This window comes from Martelella lutilitoris, from assembly GCF_005924265.1.
GTDB classification, from domain to species: domain Bacteria; phylum Pseudomonadota; class Alphaproteobacteria; order Rhizobiales; family Rhizobiaceae; genus Martelella; species Martelella lutilitoris.
Genome location: NZ_VCLB01000006.1, coordinates 353,980 through 374,141, shown reverse-complemented (window position 1 = coordinate 374,141; position 20,162 = coordinate 353,980). Strand labels below are relative to the sequence as shown.

20 protein-coding genes, 1 tRNA gene and 2 pseudogenes are annotated in these 20,162 nt (G+C 61.7%); 11 read left to right on the top strand and 12 right to left on the bottom strand.

Features of this window, described 5'->3' with window-relative positions; genetic code table 11:
* Nucleotides 1-60: 60 nt before the first annotated feature.
* Nucleotides 61-477, bottom strand: a complete 417-nt coding sequence (locus FF124_RS12870; protein WP_138748888.1) for a Zn-ribbon domain-containing OB-fold protein — start codon at nt 475-477, stop codon at nt 61-63.
* Between the two features lie 3 nt (nt 478-480).
* Nucleotides 481-1,689, bottom strand: coding sequence for a thiolase family protein (locus FF124_RS12865; protein WP_138748887.1), 1,209 nt, complete (start codon nt 1,687-1,689; stop codon nt 481-483).
* A 146-nt stretch (nt 1,690-1,835) separates the two neighbouring features.
* On the opposite strand from FF124_RS12865, the gene FF124_RS12860 reads away from it, so the two are divergent.
* The 5 genes from FF124_RS12860 to FF124_RS12840 all read left to right on the top strand — a co-directional run bounded on the left by FF124_RS12860 (nt 1,836) and on the right by FF124_RS12840 (nt 7,887).
* Nucleotides 1,836-2,741: a LysR family transcriptional regulator gene (locus tag FF124_RS12860; protein WP_138748886.1), complete on the top strand. Its 906-nt coding sequence runs from the start codon at nt 1,836-1,838 to the stop codon at nt 2,739-2,741.
* Nucleotides 2,742-2,948: 207 nt separating this feature from the next.
* Nucleotides 2,949-3,743, top strand: coding sequence for an enoyl-CoA hydratase/isomerase family protein (locus FF124_RS12855; RefSeq protein ID WP_138748885.1), 795 nt, complete (start codon nt 2,949-2,951; stop codon nt 3,741-3,743).
* Between the two features lie 51 nt (nt 3,744-3,794).
* On the top strand, nt 3,795-5,012 hold the full coding sequence (locus FF124_RS12850) for an acyl-CoA dehydrogenase (protein WP_246072407.1): 1,218 nt from the start codon (nt 3,795-3,797) through the stop codon (nt 5,010-5,012).
* A gap of 10 nt (nt 5,013-5,022) precedes the next feature.
* Entirely contained in the window at nt 5,023-7,152 is a 2,130-nt protein-coding gene (locus FF124_RS12845) for an acetate--CoA ligase family protein (protein ID WP_138748884.1), read from the top strand.
* Nucleotides 7,153-7,155: 3 nt separating this feature from the next.
* Nucleotides 7,156-7,887 (top strand): sulfite exporter TauE/SafE family protein, encoded by a 732-nt coding sequence (locus FF124_RS12840; protein ID WP_138748883.1) that lies wholly within the window; start codon nt 7,156-7,158, stop codon nt 7,885-7,887.
* Nucleotides 7,888-8,122: 235 nt separating this feature from the next.
* Here the strand turns inward: FF124_RS12840 and FF124_RS20675 are convergent, their stop codons facing one another.
* The gene (locus FF124_RS20675; protein WP_210237462.1) at nt 8,123-8,380 is read right to left on the bottom strand and encodes a hypothetical protein; all 258 of its coding nucleotides are present in this window, start codon (nt 8,378-8,380) and stop codon (nt 8,123-8,125) included.
* A gap of 77 nt (nt 8,381-8,457) precedes the next feature.
* On the opposite strand from FF124_RS20675, the gene FF124_RS12830 reads away from it, so the two are divergent.
* The 3 genes and pseudogenes from FF124_RS12830 to FF124_RS12825 form a co-directional block, all read left to right on the top strand.
* Complete coding sequence (locus tag FF124_RS12830; protein ID WP_138748920.1) at nt 8,458-8,829, top strand: IS5 family transposase; 372 nt, start codon at nt 8,458-8,460, stop codon at nt 8,827-8,829.
* A 211-nt stretch (nt 8,830-9,040) separates the two neighbouring features.
* Nucleotides 9,041-9,377: pseudogene (locus FF124_RS20575) on the top strand (IS3 family transposase); the annotation flags it as partial.
* Nucleotides 9,341-9,473: pseudogene (locus FF124_RS12825) on the top strand (IS66 family transposase zinc-finger binding domain-containing protein); the annotation flags it as partial. The pseudogenes FF124_RS20575 and FF124_RS12825, both read left to right, overlap by 37 nt.
* Nucleotides 9,474-9,759: 286 nt before the next feature.
* Here the strand turns inward: FF124_RS12825 and FF124_RS12820 are convergent.
* The 3 genes from FF124_RS12820 to cpdR all read right to left on the bottom strand — a co-directional run bounded on the left by FF124_RS12820 (nt 9,760) and on the right by cpdR (nt 12,046).
* The gene (locus FF124_RS12820) at nt 9,760-11,067 is read right to left on the bottom strand and encodes a GGDEF domain-containing protein (RefSeq protein ID WP_187326921.1); all 1,308 of its coding nucleotides are present in this window, start codon (nt 11,065-11,067) and stop codon (nt 9,760-9,762) included.
* 447 nt (nt 11,068-11,514) lie between these two features.
* A tRNA-Val gene (locus FF124_RS12815) sits at nt 11,515-11,589 on the bottom strand.
* Between the two features lie 94 nt (nt 11,590-11,683).
* Nucleotides 11,684-12,046, bottom strand: a complete 363-nt coding sequence (cpdR, locus tag FF124_RS12810; protein ID WP_138748881.1) for a cell cycle two-component system response regulator CpdR — start codon at nt 12,044-12,046, stop codon at nt 11,684-11,686.
* Between the two features lie 149 nt (nt 12,047-12,195).
* Between cpdR and FF124_RS12805 the strand changes: the two genes are divergently transcribed.
* Together FF124_RS12805 and hisN are read left to right on the top strand one after the other, a co-directional pair.
* The gene (locus tag FF124_RS12805) at nt 12,196-13,110 is read left to right on the top strand and encodes an N-formylglutamate amidohydrolase (protein WP_138748880.1); all 915 of its coding nucleotides are present in this window, start codon (nt 12,196-12,198) and stop codon (nt 13,108-13,110) included.
* Between the two features lie 366 nt (nt 13,111-13,476).
* Nucleotides 13,477-14,253 carry a histidinol-phosphatase gene (gene hisN, locus FF124_RS12800; RefSeq protein WP_138748879.1) on the top strand — a complete coding sequence of 259 codons (777 nt, stop codon included), beginning with the start codon at nt 13,477-13,479 and terminating at the stop codon, nt 14,251-14,253.
* Nucleotides 14,254-14,300: 47 nt separating this feature from the next.
* Here the strand turns inward: hisN and FF124_RS12795 are convergent, their stop codons facing one another.
* Nucleotides 14,301-15,206: an alpha/beta fold hydrolase gene (locus FF124_RS12795; RefSeq protein ID WP_187326920.1), complete on the bottom strand. Its 906-nt coding sequence runs from the start codon at nt 15,204-15,206 to the stop codon at nt 14,301-14,303.
* A gap of 497 nt (nt 15,207-15,703) precedes the next feature.
* Between FF124_RS12795 and FF124_RS12790 the strand changes: the two genes are divergently transcribed.
* Nucleotides 15,704-16,186, top strand: a complete 483-nt coding sequence (locus tag FF124_RS12790; RefSeq protein ID WP_138748919.1) for an Hsp20 family protein — start codon at nt 15,704-15,706, stop codon at nt 16,184-16,186.
* A gap of 55 nt (nt 16,187-16,241) precedes the next feature.
* Here FF124_RS12790 and FF124_RS12785 read toward each other — a convergent pair whose 3' ends face one another.
* From FF124_RS12785 to FF124_RS12765, 5 genes are all read right to left on the bottom strand, one after another.
* Nucleotides 16,242-16,817 (bottom strand): DoxX family protein, encoded by a 576-nt coding sequence (locus tag FF124_RS12785; protein WP_138748877.1) that lies wholly within the window; start codon nt 16,815-16,817, stop codon nt 16,242-16,244.
* A 5-nt stretch (nt 16,818-16,822) separates the two neighbouring features.
* Nucleotides 16,823-17,608: an HvfC/BufC N-terminal domain-containing protein gene (locus FF124_RS12780; protein ID WP_138748876.1), complete on the bottom strand. Its 786-nt coding sequence runs from the start codon at nt 17,606-17,608 to the stop codon at nt 16,823-16,825.
* Entirely contained in the window at nt 17,601-18,494 is an 894-nt protein-coding gene (gene bufB / locus FF124_RS12775) for an MNIO family bufferin maturase (RefSeq protein WP_138748875.1), read from the bottom strand. The genes FF124_RS12780 and bufB overlap by 8 nt, the downstream gene beginning before the upstream one ends.
* Nucleotides 18,495-18,567: 73 nt before the next feature.
* The gene (locus tag FF124_RS12770; RefSeq protein WP_138748874.1) at nt 18,568-18,867 is read right to left on the bottom strand and encodes a BufA1 family periplasmic bufferin-type metallophore; all 300 of its coding nucleotides are present in this window, start codon (nt 18,865-18,867) and stop codon (nt 18,568-18,570) included.
* 146 nt (nt 18,868-19,013) lie between these two features.
* On the bottom strand, nt 19,014-20,084 hold the full coding sequence (locus FF124_RS12765) for a threonine aldolase family protein (protein ID WP_138748873.1): 1,071 nt from the start codon (nt 20,082-20,084) through the stop codon (nt 19,014-19,016).
* Between the last annotated feature and the right edge of the window lie 78 nt (nt 20,085-20,162).

The window sequence follows — 20,162 nt, the reverse complement described above, 5'->3', positions numbered from 1 at the left end:
AGTTTCATTCCCCCGTCCGGATGGCGATTGCCGAAGGCGTCCGGACCGTCGCCCAGTCTTTTATGCCGGCCTGAATTTCGGGATACCCGCCTCCTTGCTGATCTCCTCGAAATAGACCCGTACCCGCATTCCGACATGTACGTCCTCCGCGACAATATCGGTGAGTTGGGCATACATTCTGGCGCCGTCATCAATGTCGATGAGGCACATCACCACCGGCAGCTCCTCCTGCCAGCCGAGATAGTTCATGGCGACGGAATGCGAGATCGTGTAGGAGTAGACGGTGCCCTCGGATGGCATTTTAGCCCACTCCAGTGCGCGTTCTCCACATTCGATGCACCATGGTTTTGGCTGGAAATTAACCGTGCCGCAGCGCGGACATTTCTGCATGACGAGCCGCCCCTCGCGCGCCGCCGTCCAAAACGGGCGCGTCAGGTCGGAAATCTCGGGCAGTGGCTTTTTCGGCAAAGCGTTCATGGTTCAGGCCTCCGATCCGAGAATGACTGAGATGCAACTGCGGCCGGGGCGGCCGTAGGGTATGCCGCCGAAACCGCAGACCGCGCCGACCGTTGCATCCCTGACCTGGCGTCCGTCGGCTTCTCCGCGAAGCTGGGCCACGCCCTCGACCAGCGGCATGAAACCGCCATTGGCGCCGCCCGGTTGACCGCCGGAGAGCTGGCCGCCGTCTGTGGAGAGCGGGAAGTCTCCGTCGAAATGAAGATCGTGTTCCTCAATGAAACGGCCGCCTTCACCCTTCTTGCAGAAGCCCCAATCCTCGATCGTCATCATCGAAATGAAGGGGTAATCGTCATAGGGCTGCAGGAAGTCGATGTCGTCATGCGTCACCCCGGCCATCTCCATGGCGCGCGGTGCCGATTGCGAAAATCCGGTCACCGTCACATCGGGAAACACTTTCGAACCGGCGTAGAAATTGTTGGTCTCTCCGAAACCCAGAACGTGGACGGGCCTGTCGGTGATCGATCTTGCTGTTTCGGCCGACGTCACGATGAAGGCCAGGCCGCCATTGACGATCGGCACGCAGTCGAAGAGTCTGATCGGGTCGGAAAGCATGCGTGAGCCGAGATAGTCATCAAGCGTATAAGGCTTGCGGTAGATGGCGCCCGGATTAAGCGAGGCATGATAGCGGTTTGAAACCGCGACCTTGCCGAGCTGCTCGGGAGTCACCTCATGTTCATGCATGTAACGACGCAGCACGAGGGCGAACTGGGCCGTGGCCCCCATCACCCCGAACGGCCCCTGAAAATCCCAGAAGACACCGCGCGTGCGTTCCGGCGAAAGCGGCAGTCCGGGTGCGATCGAGGGCATGGAAAGCGGCGTGTCGGCACCGACAATCAACGCCCGGTCGATGACGCCGGCATCGATCAGTGCAGCGGCGCGGATCAGCATCGACGTGGCCGAACAGCCGCCCTGGTCGCCGCGGATCAGGGCGTTGGGACTGATCCCAAGGTTTTCCGCCGTTGCCGCCGACCAGTTCACGGTGTGAGCGACTTCGGCGTGCGAAACGCCGAGGCCCTGGCCATCGAAATCGGATTTCGACATGCCGGCACTTTCCAGCGCCAGTTCCGCCGCCCAGGCGATATACTCATCAACCGTATAAACCTGCTCGCCGGGTTTCACCCGGCTGTATGGCGTTCTGCCATAGCCGACGATAGCCACTTTTCCGCGCATTTTGTCTCCTCCCAGGTCTGCCCTTTTTGCAGGCAGCCCGTATTTCAGGCGTCAGGGTGCGCAGGCGGCTTGTATTTGTCTAGTTTCTATAGATGATAGAAAATATTGATCTTGTGAATATTCTGGTATTGCCACTGAGAGGCGTGATGAATCTTCGATCGATGGATCTCAACCTGCTACTCATCTTCGACGCGATCTATTCGGAGCGCAGCATCTCGCGGGCGGCATTGCGGCTCAACCTGTCCCAGCCTGCCGTTTCCAATGCCTTGGCGCGACTGAGGCATGCGTTGGAAGATCCGCTTTTCAAGCGGGAGGGCAGCGGCATGGTGCCGACAGCCCGCGCCAAGTCGCTGCGCGATCCCATAAGCCAGGCGCTGGAGCTGCTGGAACGCGGGTTTCGCAGCGACGAGACTTTCGATCACTCCCAGTCCAGCCGGGAATTCGTGATCGCGGTCGAGGATTATGGCGAGACCGTCCTGATCCCGCGTTTCATCGACTGGCTTGCCGAGGCCGCGCCCGGCATTCACATCCAGATCCGCCCTGAATTGAGTTCGTCGCTGACCCGGGAGCTGAGGGAGGGTACGGTCGATCTCGCGCTCGATTATTTCGCCCTGCGCGGAGACGGCTTTGAAAGCCGGTGCGTGCTGACGGAAGACCTCGTCACGCTCTCGCGGATCGATCATCCGGCGATCGGCGAGCAGCTTTCCCTGGAGACCTATCTTGCGCTCCAGCATGCGGTCATCACGCCGCGGCGCAAATCCCGTCCGATGATCGATCTGGCGCTCGACAAGCGCGGACTGAAACGGAAGATTGCCCTGACGGTCCCGCATTTTCTTTCGATGCCGACCGTGGTGCAGCGTTCCAACCTTCTGGCAACGCTTCCGCGTCGCATGGCCTATATCTATGCCGATCATTTTCGCCTGAAGACCTATACGCCGCCGGTCCGAACGCCGAAATTTCCTGTTTTCCTGATCTGGCACGATACGTTCAAAACAGACCCGGCGCATCGGTGGCTGCGCAATCACCTGATCGCGCTATGTGAGTCGCTTTAAGGCGTGTGATGCCAGTATTATTCAATTTGTGAATAATCATTCTGCCCAAAATAAATTGGACTGTTTTTACCTCGACCTGATAGCTGCTTTGAGCGCCGGTGAAATTCCCGTTGACGGTCTGTCGGGAACCGGAGCGTCAAGATGACAGATTATCGGGTGGTTTTATGAACGTGCCGGTGATCCGGGCCAGTTTCCAAAGGCAGGCATATGGCAGAGTATGAGACAATCAGATTCCGGCAGGACGGTCCCAAGGCATATCTGACCTTCAACCGGCCCGATGTGCTGAACGCGCTCAACAATCATCTGATCTCGGAGGCGCTTGATGCAGTCTCTCGGCTTTCTGCGGACACCCGGGTTCTCGTTGTGCGCGGCGCCGGCGGAAAAGCCTTTGCCGCAGGCGCCGATCTCCGCGAAATGCAGAAGCGAACGCAGTGGAGCGAAATCGATTTCGGCGCCCGCCGCCTGCTTGCCCGCAAACTTGAAACCGCTCCTTTTCCGACAGTCGCCGCGATTGACGGGTTTGCGCTCGGCGGCGGGCTGGAACTGGCGCTTGCCTGCCATTTGCGCATCGCGTCTGCCAACGCAGTTGTGGGGTTGCCGGAGACGAGAATCGGAATCCTGCCTGCTAATGGCGGCACGGCCCGGCTGACCCGCCTTGTCGGACGCGGTCGCGCCATGCGGATGATCCTGCTGGGCGAACGGATCGATGCTTCTGAAGCCGAGCGTTTCGGTATCCTCGATTGGGTCGTGGATGGGGATGCTTTCGACGGCGCGATTGAGGCGCTGGCCGATCGCCTGTCAAAACTGGCGCCTGTTTCGGTGCGCGCGGTCATTGATACCGTCTCCCGCAGCGCCGACATGACCGTTGATCACGCCATCGATTACGAGCACCGCTGGTTCCAGATCTGCCTTGCCTCTGCTGGCAAGAAGGAGGGCGTGGCGGCGTTTCTCGAAAAACGGGAACCGCAATTCGGCCCGCAGCCGGAAAGCGACAGGTTTTGAGGCGGGACTGGAGGACGGGCCAGCAGTGCGAGAAGAAGGAGGGGGAAACAGATGACGTATCACCAACCGCCGGCGGATGTGCTTGATCGCGCGCGCATGAAGGGGGCCCGATTTGACTGGGAGGATCCGTTCCGGATTGAGGACCTGCTCACCTCCGAGGAGATCATGATCCGCGACGCGGCCCGCGACTATGCGCAGGAACGCCTGATGCCCCGGATTTTGGAGGCAAACCGTCACGAACGCTTCGATATCGAGGTCATGGCCGAAATGGCCGAACTCGGCTTCCTCGGCGCGACCATCGATGGTTTTGGCTGCGCCGGGATCAGCTATGTCGCCTATGGGCTGATTGCGCGCGAATTCGAGCGCGTCGACACAAGTTATCGCTCGGCGCTCGGCGTGCAGAGCACGCTCAGCATGCTCCCGATCTATCTCTACGGATCAAAGCACCAGCGCGAAACCTTCCTGCCGGCGATGGCGCGTGCGGAAAAGCTTGGATGTTTCGGCCTGACCGAGCCCGATCACGGCTCCGATCCCTCGGGCATGCAGTCCCGCGCGCGCAAGGTGGATGGCGGCTTCCGGCTGACGGGGTCGAAGACCTGGATCACCCATGCGCCGATCGCCGATGTCATGGTGGTCTGGGCCAAGGACGATGAGGGCGCGTTGCTCGGATTCATTCTCGAGCGCGGCATGGAGGGGCTGGCAACGAGCAAGATAGAGGGCAAGTTCTCGGTTCGCGCCTCTCCGACCGGCCAGATCCACATGGATGATGTTTTCGTGCCCGATGAAAACCGGCTTCCGGGGGCCCGTGGTTTCGGCGCGCCGTTTAGCTGCCTCAACAATGCCCGCTTCGGCATCTGCTGGGGGGCTGTCGGGGCCGCCGAATTCTGCTGGCATGCCGCACGCGACTATGCGCTTGAGCGCCGGCAGTTCGGCAGACCGCTGGCCGCCAACCAGCTCATCCAGAAGAAGCTGGCCGACATGCAGAGCGAAATCACGCTCGCCCTGGTCTCCTGTCTGCATCTCAGCCGGATGCGCGACGAGGGCAAGGCCAGCCCGGAAATGGTCTCGCTGCTGAAGCGAAACAATGCCGGCAAGGCCCTGGAGATCGCGCGCCAGGCCCGCGACATGCACGGCGGCAACGGTATTTCCGACGAGTATCACGTTATTCGGCACCTCATGAACCTGGAAACGGTAAACACGCTCGAAGGCACCCACGACATTCACGCGCTCGTTCTCGGGCGCGCGCAGACCGACATTCCGGCATTTTAGGGTCAGTACCATGACGTTCATGAACCCCGACCGCGCGGCGGTCATCCGACAGCTCGTCAACCCGCGGTCAGTCGCCGTCATCGGCGCTTCGGCCGATTTCTCCAAGGTCAACGGGCGTCCGCTCAAACACCTGATCGAGAAGGGCTATGGCGGCGAGATCCTTCCGGTAAACCCGAAATACCGTGAGATCGCGGGGCTTGCCTGTTATCCCGATATCGCCTCGCTTCCGCATGCCGCCGATCTGGCGATCATCGCGTTGCCGGCGGCGCTCGTCTGCGATTGCGTTCTGCAACTGGGGAGGAAAGGCACCCGCGCAGCGGTCATCTTCAGTTCCGGCTTCGGCGAGATGGGGCCGGACGGCAAGGCGCTTGAACGGGAACTCGCGGACACGGCGAAAGCGGCCCGCGTGATCCTGCTCGGTCCCAACTGCCTCGGCTTCATCAACGCCTTTGAAAACGTCTATGCCACGTTCAGCCAGTATGCGGACGGCGAGACCGGGGCGGGCCCGGTCGCCTTCGTCACCCAGTCCGGCGCTTTCGGCACGGCGATCGCGGCGCTGGCGCGCAGGCGCGGGCTGGGTCTTGGCTACTTCGTCAACACCGGGAACCAGGCCGACCTCGACTTTGCCGAGTTGATGATGGCGGTCGTCGAGGATCCGCGCGTCAAGGTCGCCGCCGGTTACCTTGAGGGAATTTCCGATGGCGAGGCGCTGGTGAAGCTTGCGCAGAACTGTCGCGCACTCGGCAAACCGCTCATTCTGACCAAGGTCGGGCGAATGGAATCCGGCGCGCGCGCCGCCGCCTCGCACACCGGGGCGCTGGCGGTCTCCGATGCGGTTTTCGATGCGGTGGCCCGGCAATATGGCATCCTTCGCGCGCGCAACGAGGAGCAGATGCTGGACATGATGGAGGTATTCTGCCAGCCGCGCCGCGCCGGCGGAAACGGGCTCGGCATCGCCACGCAATCGGGCGGCGCCGGCGTGATGATGGCGGATCGCGCGGAGGAGGTCGGGCTTTCCGTTCCCCATCTCGGCACACAAACCCAAGCAAAACTCGCATCGGTAATGCCGGCCTTCGGCGCTGCCGGAAATCCGGTCGATGTGACCGGTCAGTTTGTTGCCCGGCCGGAACTCTTGAGTGAATCTGTCGTTGCCATGCTCGACGATCCCGCAATTGATGTCGCAATCGTCTGGCTGCAACTCATGACCGGCCATGTCGACGCGCTGTTGAAGATATTCGCCGAGATCAGGGACAGCACGGAAAAACCGTTCCTGGTCTGCTGGGTCGCCGCGCCAGAGACGGCAGTGAAGGGGTTGGGAGCGCTCGGCATTCCGGTGTTTTCCGCCGGAGAACGGGCGGTCGAGGCCGCAGCAGCACTCGCGCGCTACGGGCAAAGCAAGCGGAAAGCCGACGTCGGCCCGGAAAAGTCACGCCTCTCGCCGCCCATGCCCACGGCCCCAAGCGGCGTCCAGCCGACGGTCGAGGCATCCGCTCTCCTTGCCGCCGCCGGCATTCCGATGGCCAACGTCGCGCTTGCCGGAGACGAGGATGCTGCCGTCGCCCTGTGGCGCGGGAATGGCGGCGCTGTCGCTCTGAAGGTCGAATCACCCGATATCCTGCACAAGTCGGACATGGGAGGCCTCATTCTCGGCGTCGACAGCGAAGCCGCGATCCGAGAGGGGTACCGGGCACTGGTGTCGCGGGCGAAGGAGAACATGCCGAAGGCCCGCCTTTCCGGCATCCTTGTTCAGGAGATGTCGCAAGGTCATGTCGAACTCGTCGTCGGCGTGAGCCGCGATCCGGTTTTCGGCATGATCGTCATGGTCGGTCTTGGCGGCGTGCTCGTGGAGGTGCTGAAGGATGTCACCTTCCGCAAGGCACCCTTTGACCGCCATGAGGCCGCCCTCATGCTTTCGGAACTGCGGATGGGCGCGATCCTCGACGGCGTGCGCGGCAAGCCGGCCGTCGACCGCGACGAGATCGCCGAACTGCTGGCGAAGCTGTCTCAATGGGCGGATGCGATGGCGCCGCGTCTTCTTGAACTGGATCTCAACCCCGTGCTTGTCGGCAAGAGCGGGCCGCGCGTGGTGGACTGCGTGATGATCCTGAACGACGCGCCGCCTGAAGCATCCAGTCGCTGAGCCATGCTCGAGCAACCGGATGCGTTCCTTCTGGCGGCGCCGGTCATCTTTCTCGGCTATGCCGTCTACGGGCTGACGGGTTTCGGTTCAACCATCACCGCGCTGCCGTTACTCGCCTTCTTTATGCCGATCACCACCGCTTCGCCGGTGATGCAGGTGCTCGATATTCTGGCCGGCTTCCTCGTCGGCGTGCGTGGCCGAAAATCGGCGGACTTTGCTGAACTGGCCCGGCTTGCGCCCTTTTGCGCGGTCGGTATCGTGCTCGGGCTTATGGTCTTCCACTATGCGCCGGAGCGCGCCTTGCGGCTGACGCTCGGCGTTTTCCTGATTGCCTATTCCGGCTGGAACTTTCTCAGGCGGGCGGCCGGCGGTCCCGTATCGAGCCGCTGGGCAATCCCTGCAGGTCTGTCCGGCGGTATTTTTACCGCACTGTTCGGTACCGGCGGTCCGATCTATTCTGTCTATCTCACGCGGCGTTTGCCGGATCACAGGACGTTCAGGGCATCGATCAGCCTGTTCATCCTGAGTATCGGCGTTTGCCGGTTCTCATGGTTCTTAAGCACGGGCTACTATGCGCGGACGGAAACCCTGCACCTGATCATCTGGTGCCTTCCCGCCATGCTTTGCGGGTTGGCCTTCGGCAGCCTGCTCGGCGGCCGCGTTTCCCGCATCAAGGTGCTCTACGCCATCTGGAGCGTTCTCGCAGCAGCGGGGCTCGGCCTTGTCATCGGCTGACGCCGGCCGGGAAAGGACAATGCGTCACGCTCATTGATGCCTGAACGGCAGCGACTGTCAGCGGTTTGCTTCGACAAGTATCGCGACGGGTCGACCTTCAATCGTCGGCTCGCTCGGCATGCGTGAGACACTGGATAAGCTGATCCCGCGCGACACCGACAAGCATCTCTTGATCCATTTGACCGGCATGTCCGATGCCGCCTGGGCGTGAGCGCGCGATGTCGGGGTGCATATTTCACTGTCCGTTCCGATCGAAATGCAGGTGCGCCGCGGCATGCCGCCGATCCAGAAGACCATCGACATGGATATGGCGCCATCCCTGTCGGTGGAGGTGGAGTGCAATATGGAAGCCGACTTCTTCACCCGGATGCGCGGCACCAGAACACTTCAGCCGCTGGTGCCACGCTGGCGTTTGGGCGCGGGTGTTCGATGTCTTGTTGCCGACCGCGACAACCAGTATCTGATGATCGACGGTACCATCGTCCGCGCCCATCAGCGGGCGGCAAGCGGAAAAGGGGGCAAAGGATCAGGCGTAGGGGCGTTCCCGAGGCGGACTGACCACCAAGATCCATATGCTGGCCGACCACGCTCGGTCGCCCGGTACGCCTCATCGTCACCGCCGGACAGGTTGGCGACTGCACCCAGGCCGAAGCTCTTTTGGAAGGGCAGTCCGCCTCCACTGTTCTTGCTGATAAAGCCTATGACAGCAATGCCGTGCGTGAGACGATTGCCGACATGAAGGCCGAGGCGGTCATCCCCTCGAACCGTTCACGCAAGATGATCATTCCCCACGACACGGAAGCCTACCGACATCGCAACAGCATCGAACATTGCTTCAATCGGCTCAAGCACTGCCGACGTTTCGCCGCGCGATATGACAGGCGAAGGCGTCACTTCGAGGGATTTGCTCACCTTGCTGCAATCACCATCTGGATCCGGTGAATGTCGATTCGTCCTAGCCCTTATGCCATCCACGTTTGCAGATGATGTCATATTTCTGACGAGCGGTGCCGAGCGATGTATCGGGTTGGAGCAAAACAGTGTCCAAATCCTGCCCCCGCAACCAGCGTTATCTGTCAAACCCCGTTGGCAGCCTCCGCGGGGCGTGGTTCGTTCCGGTTCAACAGTTGAATTTTCGACGCCGATCCGGCTTCTGATGCGTCGAATTGGCAAACTGCGTTTCGATGACCCATTTGCAGAAAGCAGGATGTTGCAAGCGTTTTTGGGAGGCGAAGGGCTGGCAAACTGGGCGGTTGCAAATCGCCGCGCTGATGAAGAAGATGGGGATTGAGGCGAGCCAATGTCGCCCGATCACGCCGAAACCGGCAACTGGGCACAAAATCTATCCCTACTCCTGCGCCGTTGTGGACTGGTCCAGCGTCCGGGCGCTCTCATGGCGGCTTTCGTTCACAATGAAAGCAGCCTTCTGCATCGAAGCAGACGAGGAAGCGCTTGCCTGCATTGGATCGGCGAGGATGTGTCGGAAAGACTGGATGTGATCCCAGCTCAATTCCGTGTCATCGTGACCCGCCGTCCCAAGAAAAGCGTGCCGTATCTGCACGAACGGTGTCGTTCAGGCTCCGGCACGGCTGATCGTAACGCCGGGCTGCGGGCTTTCCGAAACAATGCGAGCCTTGACCTCATCGGGTCATCGTCGTTGCCCCCACGCCAGCCTCGCCATTCGTGAGAAACGCCTCATCGTTCTTCCATGACATGCCGATCTCAGATCGCGCCAATCGGCACACCGTGGCGGTACAAAACCGCTGTGAGCTTTCAGGAGGTTGACCATTCAGACGCTCAAGGGACGCTCTAACCTATTGAATCTGCGCATCGTGCTTTCCGAAAACCGATTCCGATTTTCGGGCCGATGCGCTAAGCGGTGAGCTTCACCCGGTTGCGCCCCTCGGTCTTTGCCGTGTAGAGCGCCTTGTCCGCCAAATCAACGATATCCGGCTGGCTGGCCTGCGGGTTGAAGACGGAGATTCCGATGCTGACCGTGAGATGATTCTCACTGCCGTTCGGCAGGATCATGACGTGTTCGGCGATCGCCTTGCGGATGCGCTCTGCGAGCGCCGCGGCCTCGTAGGCGCGCAGTCCCGGCATGATCATCACGAACTCCTCGCCGCCATAGCGGTAGGCGCGATCCGCGGAGCGGGCGCTTCGCGCCAGAACCGCGGCCACCTGGCGCAACACGTCGTCGCCGGCCAGATGGCCATGTGTGTCGTTGAAGGCCTTGAAGTGGTCGACATCGATCAGAAGCAGGGCAAAGGGCTGGTTGGTCTCGCGCGCGGTCTGGATGTGGGCGTCGAGCGCGCGGTCGAATTCGCGGCGGTTGTCGAGCCCGGTCAGCCCGTCGGCGCGCGCGGCGGCGGCAAGCCTTTCCTCCTGCAGGACAATCTGCTTCAGCATAGCGTTGAAAGCCTGGGCGACGGAGGCAAGCTCCGGCGGCACGCGCACATCGATCTCGCGGTCGCGCTTGCCGTCGGCGACCCGCATTGCGCCTTCGACCAGCTTGTCGGTACTGCGGATCAGCGCCTGGTCGATGATGAAGATGCCGGCTGTTGCGAAGAGAACGGCGAGGAGGCCGGCGATGATGGCGAAAATCTCCAGGCGTCGCATCACCTCAAGGGCGCGCGCATGGCTCTCCTCGTTCATCAGCCGCATGGTCTCGGCGATATCCTCGACCCGCTTGCCGGTCTCCGCGATCACGCTTTCAAAGCGCTTCAGCGTCGGATCGACATTGCCGCCCGAAGGTTCGACGCGGGCGGCAACCTCGAGCAGCTGCGCCCATTGCTGCTCCACGCCCTTAAGGATCGGGGCAAAGGCCGGGTAGGCGCCGGTGGTCTGCTCGAGATCGCGCAGATGGGTCGCGATGTCGCGCTCCGCCGCCTCGAAAGCGCTGCGGTAATGCTCGTCGCCCTCATTGGCGTAATCGTTGACCGAAGCGGCGATGTCCCAGAGATTGGACTGGATTCGTTCGAGCGAGACGAGGACCCGGTGCTGGGTGTGCAGCACATGGCGGAAGGGCTCGGCCACCTGCTGGCGATATTGCGTGTACCAGACCACCGAGAAGACAAGCACCGGCAACAGGGCGAGCAGAAAGCCGAAGACGAGCCAGGCCCTGAGCGAGAGGCTCTGGAGCCATCGCCTTGCTGCTCCGGTCTCGAATTGGTCGTCCATGTGCTTCGTCTCCAGATCTCTATTCTCAGTCGTGAGGTCGACGCGCAAGGGCTCGCCGGGTCTGAGCCGGCTCTGGCCCGACGATGCGGGCCCTCCGGGCTCGCTCCGCCGCAAGCGTATCATGGTTCTGGGCGTCTTGACCGGGCCGGAAGAATCTTTAATGAGCGAGCCGGGCGTCGTTTCGGTTCAAGCCTCCGCGAACGCCGGACGGAATGCGTCTTCTCGGTTCCCGGTTGCACTAAAACGCTGCCGCGCCAAAAGGTTCAACCATCCGCAAGTTGTTTTCTTCTTTCGTCGTAGCGCCAAAGGCGACATTTGCGCGCTGGTCGACCGGAAGAGGCAGGGCGATCGCTGAGACTTGCGACAAAACAAAGATGCCGCCTGTCAGACGGCCCCCAAAACAAAAAAGGCCTCCGACACGGTCGAAAGCCTTTCATGAAAACGGGATGGTGGGCGTGACAAGGATCGAACTTGTGACCCCTACGATGTCAACGTAGTGCTCTCCCGCTGAGCTACACGCCCATCCGTGGCGCGGTGTATTCCAAACTTTGGCGGTCGCGTCAACTGGTTTTTGAAGCTTTTTTGTCGGCTTTCGCTTTCCCTCTTGCGGCCCGGCCTATGCGCCGAGAACCTTTTCCACCTCGTCGACCAGGTCGCGCAGGTGAAAGGGCTTGGACAGCACCTTGGCGTCCTTGGGCGCTGCCGAATCGGCATTGAGCGCGACGGCGGCAAAGCCGGTGATGAAGATCACCTTGAGATCGGGGTCGAGCTCGGTTGCCCGGCGGGCGAGCTCGATGCCATCCATCTCGGGCATGACGATGTCGGTCAGAAGCAGCGAGAAGGGCTCTTCGCGCAGCCGGTCATAGGCGCTGGCACCATTGTCAAAGGCGGCAACCTGGTAGCCGGCCTTTTCCAGCGCTTTCACCAGGAAACGGCGCATGTCGTCGTCATCTTCCGCCAGAAGAATTTTCAGTACCATCGGCTCAACCATATCGGCGCATTTGGGGCTTTCTCGTTTACCGGTCTGATAGACCCTATGTCGTAAACAAGCAATAAAGAGGGTCTCAAACTTTGCCTTGCGCGGGCCACGGCCTTGGCAGGGCGGGCCGGACCGCGTAAATCTGCTGTATGAAGGACGTGACAGTGACCGGCGGAAAAGACGACAGTTTTGATGGCGAGGCGCGCCATTTCGAGGTGATCCGCCCCGAGCGACAACTGCTGCCGCTGGTTTTCAACTCGCCCCATTCCGGCCGGGTCTACAGCGCGGCGTTTCTGGCCGAGACCCGGCTTGACGCGCGTGAGATCAGGCGCTCGGAAGATCTTTTCGTTGATGAACTGTTCGCCATGGCGCCGGCCTTCGGCGCGCCTTTGCAACGGGCCTTCTTTCCGCGCGCCTTCCTCGACGTCAACCGCGAACCCTTCGAGCTCGACCCGCGCATGTTTTCCGGCGCCCTGCCGTCCCATGTCAACACGACCTCGATACGCGTCGCCGGCGGTCTCGGCACCATTCCGCGCATCGTCGCGGAGAACATGCCGATCTATGACAGGCCGATCGATGCGGACGCGGGGCTCAGACGGATCGAGGAAATCTACCGTCCCTATCACCAAAGCCTCAAGCAGCTGATGCAGGAGACAAAGCGCCAGTTCGGCCGTGCTGTGCTGATCGACTGTCATTCCATGCCCGGCGGCGTGACCGTCGGCGGACACCGCCGCAAGCCCGATATCGTCATCGGCGACCGGTTCTCCACCAGCGCCTCCAGCGACATCGCCTATGCGGCGATCTCGATCCTCGAGCGGATGGGCTTTGTCACCGCCTATAACAAGCCTTATGCGGGCGGCTTCATTACCGAGCACTACGGCCGCCCCGGCGCCGATTGCCATGCGATCCAGATCGAGGTTTCGCGCAGGCTTTACGCGGACGAGCAGAGCTATGTGAAAAAGCCGGAATTCATTGCGCTGAAACAGGCCTTGACGCTGTTCATCCAGGAATTTGCGGCTTTTCTCGCCGATGGAGAAGACAGTGCCGGTCTTGCCGCAGAGTGAAGCAGTCCGTGCATTTGGATCCGGGGGCGGCAGTCAAAAAAAACCGCGCTCGGGGCGCGGTTAAGTCTAGGGAGGAAACACCCAAGGAGGGTATTCACAGTCGAAAGACTGTACTTGAGACAATAGATGACAATGCGATGACTGTCAAGTTGATTTGCCTGAAAATTGCGCAATGGAGACTATTGTCTAATTTTTACGCGTATTGCCTGTTTTTTATTTGCCATTGCCGCAAGGGCGGGCGGATCTTCCCGGCGAGAGCGAATGTTTGGCGGTCCGGCGCATTTTATCGCCAGGCGTGATTCCCTTCGTCTCGGAAAAACTCTAGAAACCGGCAGTACACCCTCTTGTCTTGCCACAGGATATGCCATGCTTCCCGATCATGCCTTCTTCACAAGGCTTGCCGATGCCGCCGCTGCCGAGACATTGCCGCGCTTTCGCTCCGGCCTTGATGTCGACAACAAGCTGAGCGGCGGCTTCGACCCGGTTACGGAGGGCGACCGGGCCGCCGAGAGTGCCATCCGGCGACTGATCGAGGAGACCTATCCGGATCATGGCATCCTGGGCGAGGAGCATGGCGCAAGCGGGCTTGATCGCGAGTATGTCTGGGTGATCGATCCGATTGACGGCACGCGGGCCTTCATTTCCGGCGTGCCGGTCTGGGGCACGCTGATCGGACTTTACCGGAACGGCCGGGCGGTGATGGGGCTGATGGACCAGCCTTTTACCGGCGAGCGGTTCTTTGCCGATCCGCAGGGAGGCGTCTTTTCCGGACCCGGCGGGCCGCGAAGGCTGAAAACCCGCGATTGCCGCACTCTGGACGATGCGGTGCTGTTCACCACCTCGCCGAGGATCATGGGCGCGGCCGCGCTTTCGCGTTACGATCGGCTGGAGCGGAAGGTCCGTCTCGCCCGCTACGGCATCGATTGCTATGCCTATTGTCTACTGGCTTCGGGCTTTGCCGATCTTGTCGTCGAGAGCGACCTGAAGCCCTATGATGTCGGTGCGCTGATCGCGATCATCGAAAGTGCCGGCGGCGTGATCACCACATGGACGGGCGAACGGCCGGAACTGGGTGGCGAAATCATCGCCGCGGCGACGCCGGCGTTGCATCAGGCGGCCCTTGCCGAACTGAGCGCCGCTTAGCGCATCGTGCGTCCTTTGTGCGTCCGACCGGACGCGCTAAGGCTTTCTCAGCGCGAAGCCAGGCATTCATCGAAGAAGCCGAGGATCGCCTCAAGGGCAGGGCGGCGCACGGAATCGACCTCCTGAAGGATCTCGTGCCCGGATGAGGGCAGGACGAGGTGGCGCGCGCCAAGCCTTGCGGCAAGCCGCGCCTGGGAATTGGCCGGGATCAGCGCGTCGCGGCCGGCAGAGAGCACAAGCGACGGACAGTCGATCACGGCAAGCGCCTTTGGACGGGTGAGCCGACGGATCGCGCCGAGGCAGGCCGAAAGCCAGCCGAATGTCACCGGCCCCAGCAGGTAGGGCGGATCGGTTTCAGCCGCCGCGATATTGCGTTCGTAGCGGGCGCGGTCTGATGTATGGGGCTGGTCCTCGAACCGCGCCGGTTGGCCGCGCGGCCGCGCAGTGCGCTGCCTGGCCCGGCCCGTTCGGCTGAAGAGCCAGGCCATGGCGCCGACCACAAAGGCCGGGTAACGGTCGTGGCGGATGCCGACAAAGGGCGCCGAGAGCACAAGGCCGGCAAATCGGCCGGGAGCCTGTTCGGCAACCGAAAGCGCGATCAGCCCGCCAAGCGAATGGCCAAGCAGGAAACAGGGTCCCGGCATTTTGCCCTCGACCTTTTGCAGGAAGAAATCGAGAATGTCGCGCGGATAGTCCGAAAACCGCTCGATATGGCCCATGTTCCCGTCCTCAAGGCGGCGTTCGGAGCCCCCCTGGGCGCGCAGGTCGAGGATGGCTGCCGCGTAACCGGCCCTGCGAAGATCGGCCACGGTCTCGGCATATTTCTCGATGAATTCTGCCCGGCCCGCGACGATGAGCACCGTGGCGCACGCGTCTTCGCAAGGGAACAGCCCGTAACGCAGCATGACCCCGTCGAAGGCGCGCATCATGCCGATTGTCTGGTTCGCGTCCATTGCCTGTCGCCCATCGCTCATCATCGGCCTGTGATGACGCGCCAGGTGAGCGAAGGCAATGCCGGTTGGTGATTTGAACGGGAAAAAGGACCGGAACCGGACGCTTGAACAGGGGTAAAAGCATCTCGGCTCCGGCCAAGATACCGCTATCACTGGGTCAAGAGTGACAACGGTGCCGGGACGGGTGCGCCGTAGTTCCCGGCAAAAGCTGAATGGCGCATTGTGCCTGAACGTGAGTTCAATAGTGCATTCATATTGCGTTCATTCTCAATATAGTGGCGATGAGGGTGGTGCAAAAGTGCTGCAGCGCACCTCGCCAACGCGATTGCGCGATGATCATTTTGCCGACGCAGGCCCTCTTGAAATCGTCGTCGACTTTTCCCAAATCCTCTGGCGTGGACGCCAATCACTGGGTCCGCAACCGTTTTCCGCAATCGCCGGTTTCGGGATTGCCGGGAAGTGTCATCGCAACCATACGTCGCTCAAAGGAGGACATTATGCGTAACGTCGATTTTTCGCCCCTCTACCGTTCTACCGTCGGTTTTGACCGACTTTTCAATCTCCTCGACACGATGGGCCAGCCCGAACAGGCGCCCGCCTATCCGCCCTATAATATCGAGCGCACCGGCGAGAATGCCTATCGCATCTCCATGGCCGTCGCCGGCTTCAGCGAAAGCGAGCTTTCCATCGAGGCCCATGCCAACGTGTTGACCGTGAAAGGCGAGAAGGCCGAGGAAGATGACGAAGGCAACAGCGAATACCTCTATCGCGGTATCGCCAAACGTGCATTCGAACGTCGCTTCCAGCTCGCCGACCACATGGAAGTCCAGGGTGCAACACTGAAGAATGGTCTACTTTATGTTGAGCTGCTTCGCAACATTCCCGAGGCCATGAAACCGCGTCGAATTGCAATCGAAACGCGATCCGGAGAGCCGAAAACGATTTCGGCGCAGAAGAATGTGGAGATGGATGCCGCCTGACGGCAGACCCCCACTAGTAAAAATTGTAGGACGGCGCCTCTCGGGGCGCCGTTTTTCATTCGTGCCAGCGTCTTGTGATTCGCGCGGCCAGGTAGTCCAGCGAAATCTTGCCGGGTCCGTAGATCACCAGCATGACCAGCGGAACCGCCCAGAGAAGACGCTGGTCGAGGATCACGCTGTCGGGGAAGCGGTCGAACAGCGCGCCGATGGTCTCGCCGCCGACCTGGTGCACCGTGATGTCGACCAATGTCTGGACCGCAATGAAGCCCAGCATGCCGAGTGCGCTCAGCCGCGTGGCAAGGCCGAGGATAATCAGCAGCGGCAGGGCGAATTCGGCATAGGTTCCCAGATGGACGATCAGTCCCCAGGGCAGGAAGGGCACTGCGGAAACATTGCCGCCGGCGGCCTCAACGGCCGGAAGGGCGATCTGGTAGTAGGCCGAGTCGCGAACCATGAAGAAGCCGGCAAGACCCGGCTCAACCTTGGTGAGCGCCGAGTTGAGGAAGTAGAGCCACAGGGTTGAGGCAAAGACCAGCCGGGCGAAGAGTCCCGGAAACCATGGCGCCAGAAAGTCCTGGAGGCGGCTGAATATGCGCTCGTGTAGGCGCGCGATCGTGCAGATGAAATGCATGGTGACTACTCCCTTGCAGCCGAAAGGCGCATGAAGGCGCCCGAGGTCATCAGGATCGAGAAGGCGGCGCCGAGTTCAAAGGCGGCGTCGAGCGTCGTCGCGGCCTCGGCCGCCTCGCCGATCGGCCTGCCGTCGATCAGTTTGTTGAAGAAGACAGACTGTCCGTCGTCCAGCGAAAGCACGGAAACGTCGTAACGCGGCCGCGTCACCAGAGCGGTCTCGGCCGGTGAGGGATCGAAATCCTTGAGCCCGGTTCCGTTGCGAACCCGCAGGCAAATGCTCACCGCCGCGCTGTCGAAGCGCTGCAGCCGGGTGGCCGGGTGCGCGACGAGGGTCGCTGCCATCAGGTCGTCCGGGGAAAGCGTCTGGAGCATCTCGGGTGACAATGGTTCCGCATCGCTCGCGTGATAGGCGTCGAGCCAGGCCCGCTCCAGACGGGCAATATCGGGCAGGAAGAACAGATGTTCGGCAGGCTCGAACGTGGCGATGAAATCGGCAAAACCTTGGCCGTATTCGGCAATCACAGGCGTTCGCGGCGGTTCGTGCGCGATGTATGCGCCAGCCATGGCCGAGAAGAACCGTTCCCCCACGAGGTCGCGCGTTACCGGGAATATATCCGCGAGCGCGCCTTTGAGCCCGACAGCGACATTGTTGCGGTAGACGCCGAAGCGCTTGACGGCCGATCCGCCGAACGGATTGGCAACGCCCGCCGGCGCGGTTTCGGCCTGCGGTCCGAGAAGGGCCGCGGCGAAGCCTTCGAGCGTTGCGGCAGCGGAGCGAGGGTCAGCCATGGCGGCTGCCGAGCAGGAAGCGCTCGCCTTCCCGGTTCATGATCTCCTCGGCCAGTTGCGCCTCGCGCTTCAGGATCGGCCATTCGGGCACGTCATTGTCCCATTCGATCAGCGTCGGCAGCGGGCCGGTCTTCTGGATGACGAAGGCATAAAGCGCCCATACCGCGTCGTCGACGGGCCGGTCATGGGCGTCGATCAGAAGCGGTGCGCCCGTATCGTCAACATCCTCTGCGTGGCCGGCGAGATGGATTTCGCCGACCCGCTCCAGCGGAAAGCTCTTCAGGTATGACAGGGCGTCAAAGCCGTTATTGGTCGCTGACACATGGACATTGTTGACGTCGAGCAGCAGGCCGCAGCCGCTCTTGCGCGCAATCTCGTCGAGGAAGATCGTCTCGGGGATCGTGCTTTCGGAAAAGGCCACATAGGTGGACGGGTTTTCCAGCAGGATCGGCCGTTTGAGCCTGTTCTGCACCCGGTCGATGTGGTTGGCGATATGGGCGAGCGTCTCTTCGGTATAAGGCAGCGGCAGAAGGTCGTTGTAATAGGCGTCGTCATGGGTCGACCAGGCCAGGTGTTCGGAAACGAGGCCCGGCTCATAGCGCTCGACAACGCCTGCCAGCCGTTCCAGATGGCCCGGGTCAATCCCGCGCGGCGAGCCGATCGACAGGCCGACGCCGTGGACGGACAGGGGGAAGTCCCGGCGCATGCGCGTCAGGATGCGGTGCGGATGGCCGCCGGCGCCCATATAATTTTCTGCATGGACTTCGAGAAAGCCGATTTCGTAGTCATCGTTCAGGATGGCGTCGGCATGGGCGGTCTTGAAGCCGGCGCCGGCACGCTGCGGGATCTGTCGCGGGGCAAGCAAGGCAGTCTTTTCATTGGACATGTGTAGTCCTCCCACTCACAGGATGACGCGAGACCGCCGGCGCGCCGAGGGCACCGGCGGCGTTGACGCGCAATCACATTGCGGGCAGATCGCGATCGAGCGGCTTGAGCGAACCCATGCGGTCGCCCGGCAGCTTCATGTCCGTGCAGGAGCCTTCGGCCACATATTTCCAGGCATTGCCCTGGTAGTCGACCTTGGACGTGCCTGCGCAGGTCGTGCCCGGTCCGGCGGCGCAATCGTTCTGGCCGGCCATGGCAACGCCGTAGCACTTGACATTGGCGGCCTGGGCGGGGGCGGTGGCCGCAAGGCTGCCGACAGCCACGGCGAGCGCGCCGGCCAGAGTTGCAGCGCTGATCTTGTTGGTCTTCGACATGCTATTCTCCTCATTGATCGAGACGGGTTCGATTGTTGTGCAAGTCTTGTTCTTGCACGCAGGAGTTTTGCAAAATCGGCCTTCACTTGGAAATCAATGGAGCGTCACCCGGCCATCACGCCGCGTCACCGGCCTGTGAGGCGCCGTTACCCTTTTGTGAGCGGCTCGGCCTCAAGAAAAGAGACGAAACGATCGACCTCGGCCTCAGTCGTGGCGAAGCTCGTCACGCAGCGCGCCAGAACCTCGCCCTCGGCGACGAGCCCGGGCTGGTCTGCCGGCGTCAGCCAGTCGTAGAACTGCGCGCCGGCCCTGCGCGCGGCTTCAGCCGAAGCCTTCGGCAGGATGATGAAAACCTCGTTCGATAGAGTCTCCCAGGCAAGCCGCGCCTTTGCCGATTTGCGAAAGGCAATGCGCATCCGCTCGGCCATGGCGTTTGAGTGGCGGGCAAGGTCGAGCCAGAGATCGTTTGTCAGATAGGCGTCGAGCTGGGCCGAGATGAAGCGGGTCTTGGAGAAGAGATGGGCGGCGCGCTTGCGGATGAAGGGCATTTCGCGCGCCTGGTCCGGGTTCATGAACACGATCGCCTCCGCGCACCAGCAGCCGTTCTTGGTGCCGCCGAAGGAGAGGATGTCAACGCCGCGCTTCCAGGTCATTTCCGCGGGCGTCGTGTCGAGCGCCACCAACGCATTGGCAAAGCGCGCGCCGTCCATGTGAACCGGAAGGCCGCCGTCCTTTGCGACGGCGGTGAGCGCATCAATCTCGTCAAGGCCGTAGACGGTGCCGACCTCCGTCGACTGCGTCAGTGACAGCGCCATTGGCTGGCCATGATGGATGAAGTCTGCCGGATAGCGCGCGGCGATGCGCCTCAGCTCCGACGGCGTCATCTTGCCTTCCGGGCCCGAAACGGTGGCAAGCCTGCCGCCGCCGGTGAAATATTCCGGCGCGCCACCCTCGTCATTGGCGATATGGGCGTCCTTGTGGCAGAAGACCACGCCGCCCGGTCGCCCGACGGAGGAAAGCGCCAGCGAATTGGCCGCCGTGCCGGTGCCGACGAAGAAGACCGCGACCTCGCGTTCGAAGATCTCGTTGAAACGCGCCTCGATCTTCCGGTCCAACGGGCTTGTGCCATAGGCATTGGCATAGCCCGACTGCTCGCGTATCAGCGCTTCGCCGATTGCGGGATGGGCGCCGGACCAGTTGTCGGAAGCAAAAAACATGGATAAAGACCTCAAAAGCGTTCTGGAAATGCGGTTAGCGGGATATCAGGGAAAAGGCCGCCGCCTGTAAAGGGGCAT

Bases quoted from the DNA above. Each gene is read 5' to 3' on its own strand.
- FF124_RS12870 (WP_138748888.1), bottom strand. From the start codon at position 477: ATGAACGCTTTGCCGAAAAAGCCACTGCCCGAGATTTCCGACCTGACG.
- FF124_RS12865 (WP_138748887.1), bottom strand. From the start codon at position 1,689: ATGCGCGGAAAAGTGGCTATCGTCGGCTATGGCAGAACGCCATACAGC.
- FF124_RS12860 (WP_138748886.1), top strand. From the start codon at position 1,836: ATGAATCTTCGATCGATGGATCTCAACCTGCTACTCATCTTCGACGCG.
- FF124_RS12855 (WP_138748885.1), top strand. From the start codon at position 2,949: ATGGCAGAGTATGAGACAATCAGATTCCGGCAGGACGGTCCCAAGGCA.
- FF124_RS12850 (WP_246072407.1), top strand. From the start codon at position 3,795: ATGACGTATCACCAACCGCCGGCGGATGTGCTTGATCGCGCGCGCATG.
- FF124_RS12845 (WP_138748884.1), top strand. From the start codon at position 5,023: ATGACGTTCATGAACCCCGACCGCGCGGCGGTCATCCGACAGCTCGTC.
- FF124_RS12840 (WP_138748883.1), top strand. From the start codon at position 7,156: ATGCTCGAGCAACCGGATGCGTTCCTTCTGGCGGCGCCGGTCATCTTT.
- FF124_RS20675 (WP_210237462.1), bottom strand. From the start codon at position 8,380: ATGGGCGCGGACGATGGTACCGTCGATCATCAGATACTGGTTGTCGCG.
- FF124_RS12820 (WP_187326921.1), bottom strand. From the start codon at position 11,067: ATGGACGACCAATTCGAGACCGGAGCAGCAAGGCGATGGCTCCAGAGC.
- cpdR (WP_138748881.1), bottom strand. From the start codon at position 12,046: ATGGTACTGAAAATTCTTCTGGCGGAAGATGACGACGACATGCGCCGT.
- FF124_RS12805 (WP_138748880.1), top strand. From the start codon at position 12,196: ATGAAGGACGTGACAGTGACCGGCGGAAAAGACGACAGTTTTGATGGC.
- hisN (WP_138748879.1), top strand. From the start codon at position 13,477: ATGCTTCCCGATCATGCCTTCTTCACAAGGCTTGCCGATGCCGCCGCT.
- FF124_RS12795 (WP_187326920.1), bottom strand. From the start codon at position 15,206: ATGGACGCGAACCAGACAATCGGCATGATGCGCGCCTTCGACGGGGTC.
- FF124_RS12790 (WP_138748919.1), top strand. From the start codon at position 15,704: ATGCGTAACGTCGATTTTTCGCCCCTCTACCGTTCTACCGTCGGTTTT.
- FF124_RS12785 (WP_138748877.1), bottom strand. From the start codon at position 16,817: ATGCATTTCATCTGCACGATCGCGCGCCTACACGAGCGCATATTCAGC.
- FF124_RS12780 (WP_138748876.1), bottom strand. From the start codon at position 17,608: ATGGCTGACCCTCGCTCCGCTGCCGCAACGCTCGAAGGCTTCGCCGCG.
- bufB (WP_138748875.1), bottom strand. From the start codon at position 18,494: ATGTCCAATGAAAAGACTGCCTTGCTTGCCCCGCGACAGATCCCGCAG.
- FF124_RS12770 (WP_138748874.1), bottom strand. From the start codon at position 18,867: ATGTCGAAGACCAACAAGATCAGCGCTGCAACTCTGGCCGGCGCGCTC.
- FF124_RS12765 (WP_138748873.1), bottom strand. From the start codon at position 20,084: ATGTTTTTTGCTTCCGACAACTGGTCCGGCGCCCATCCCGCAATCGGC.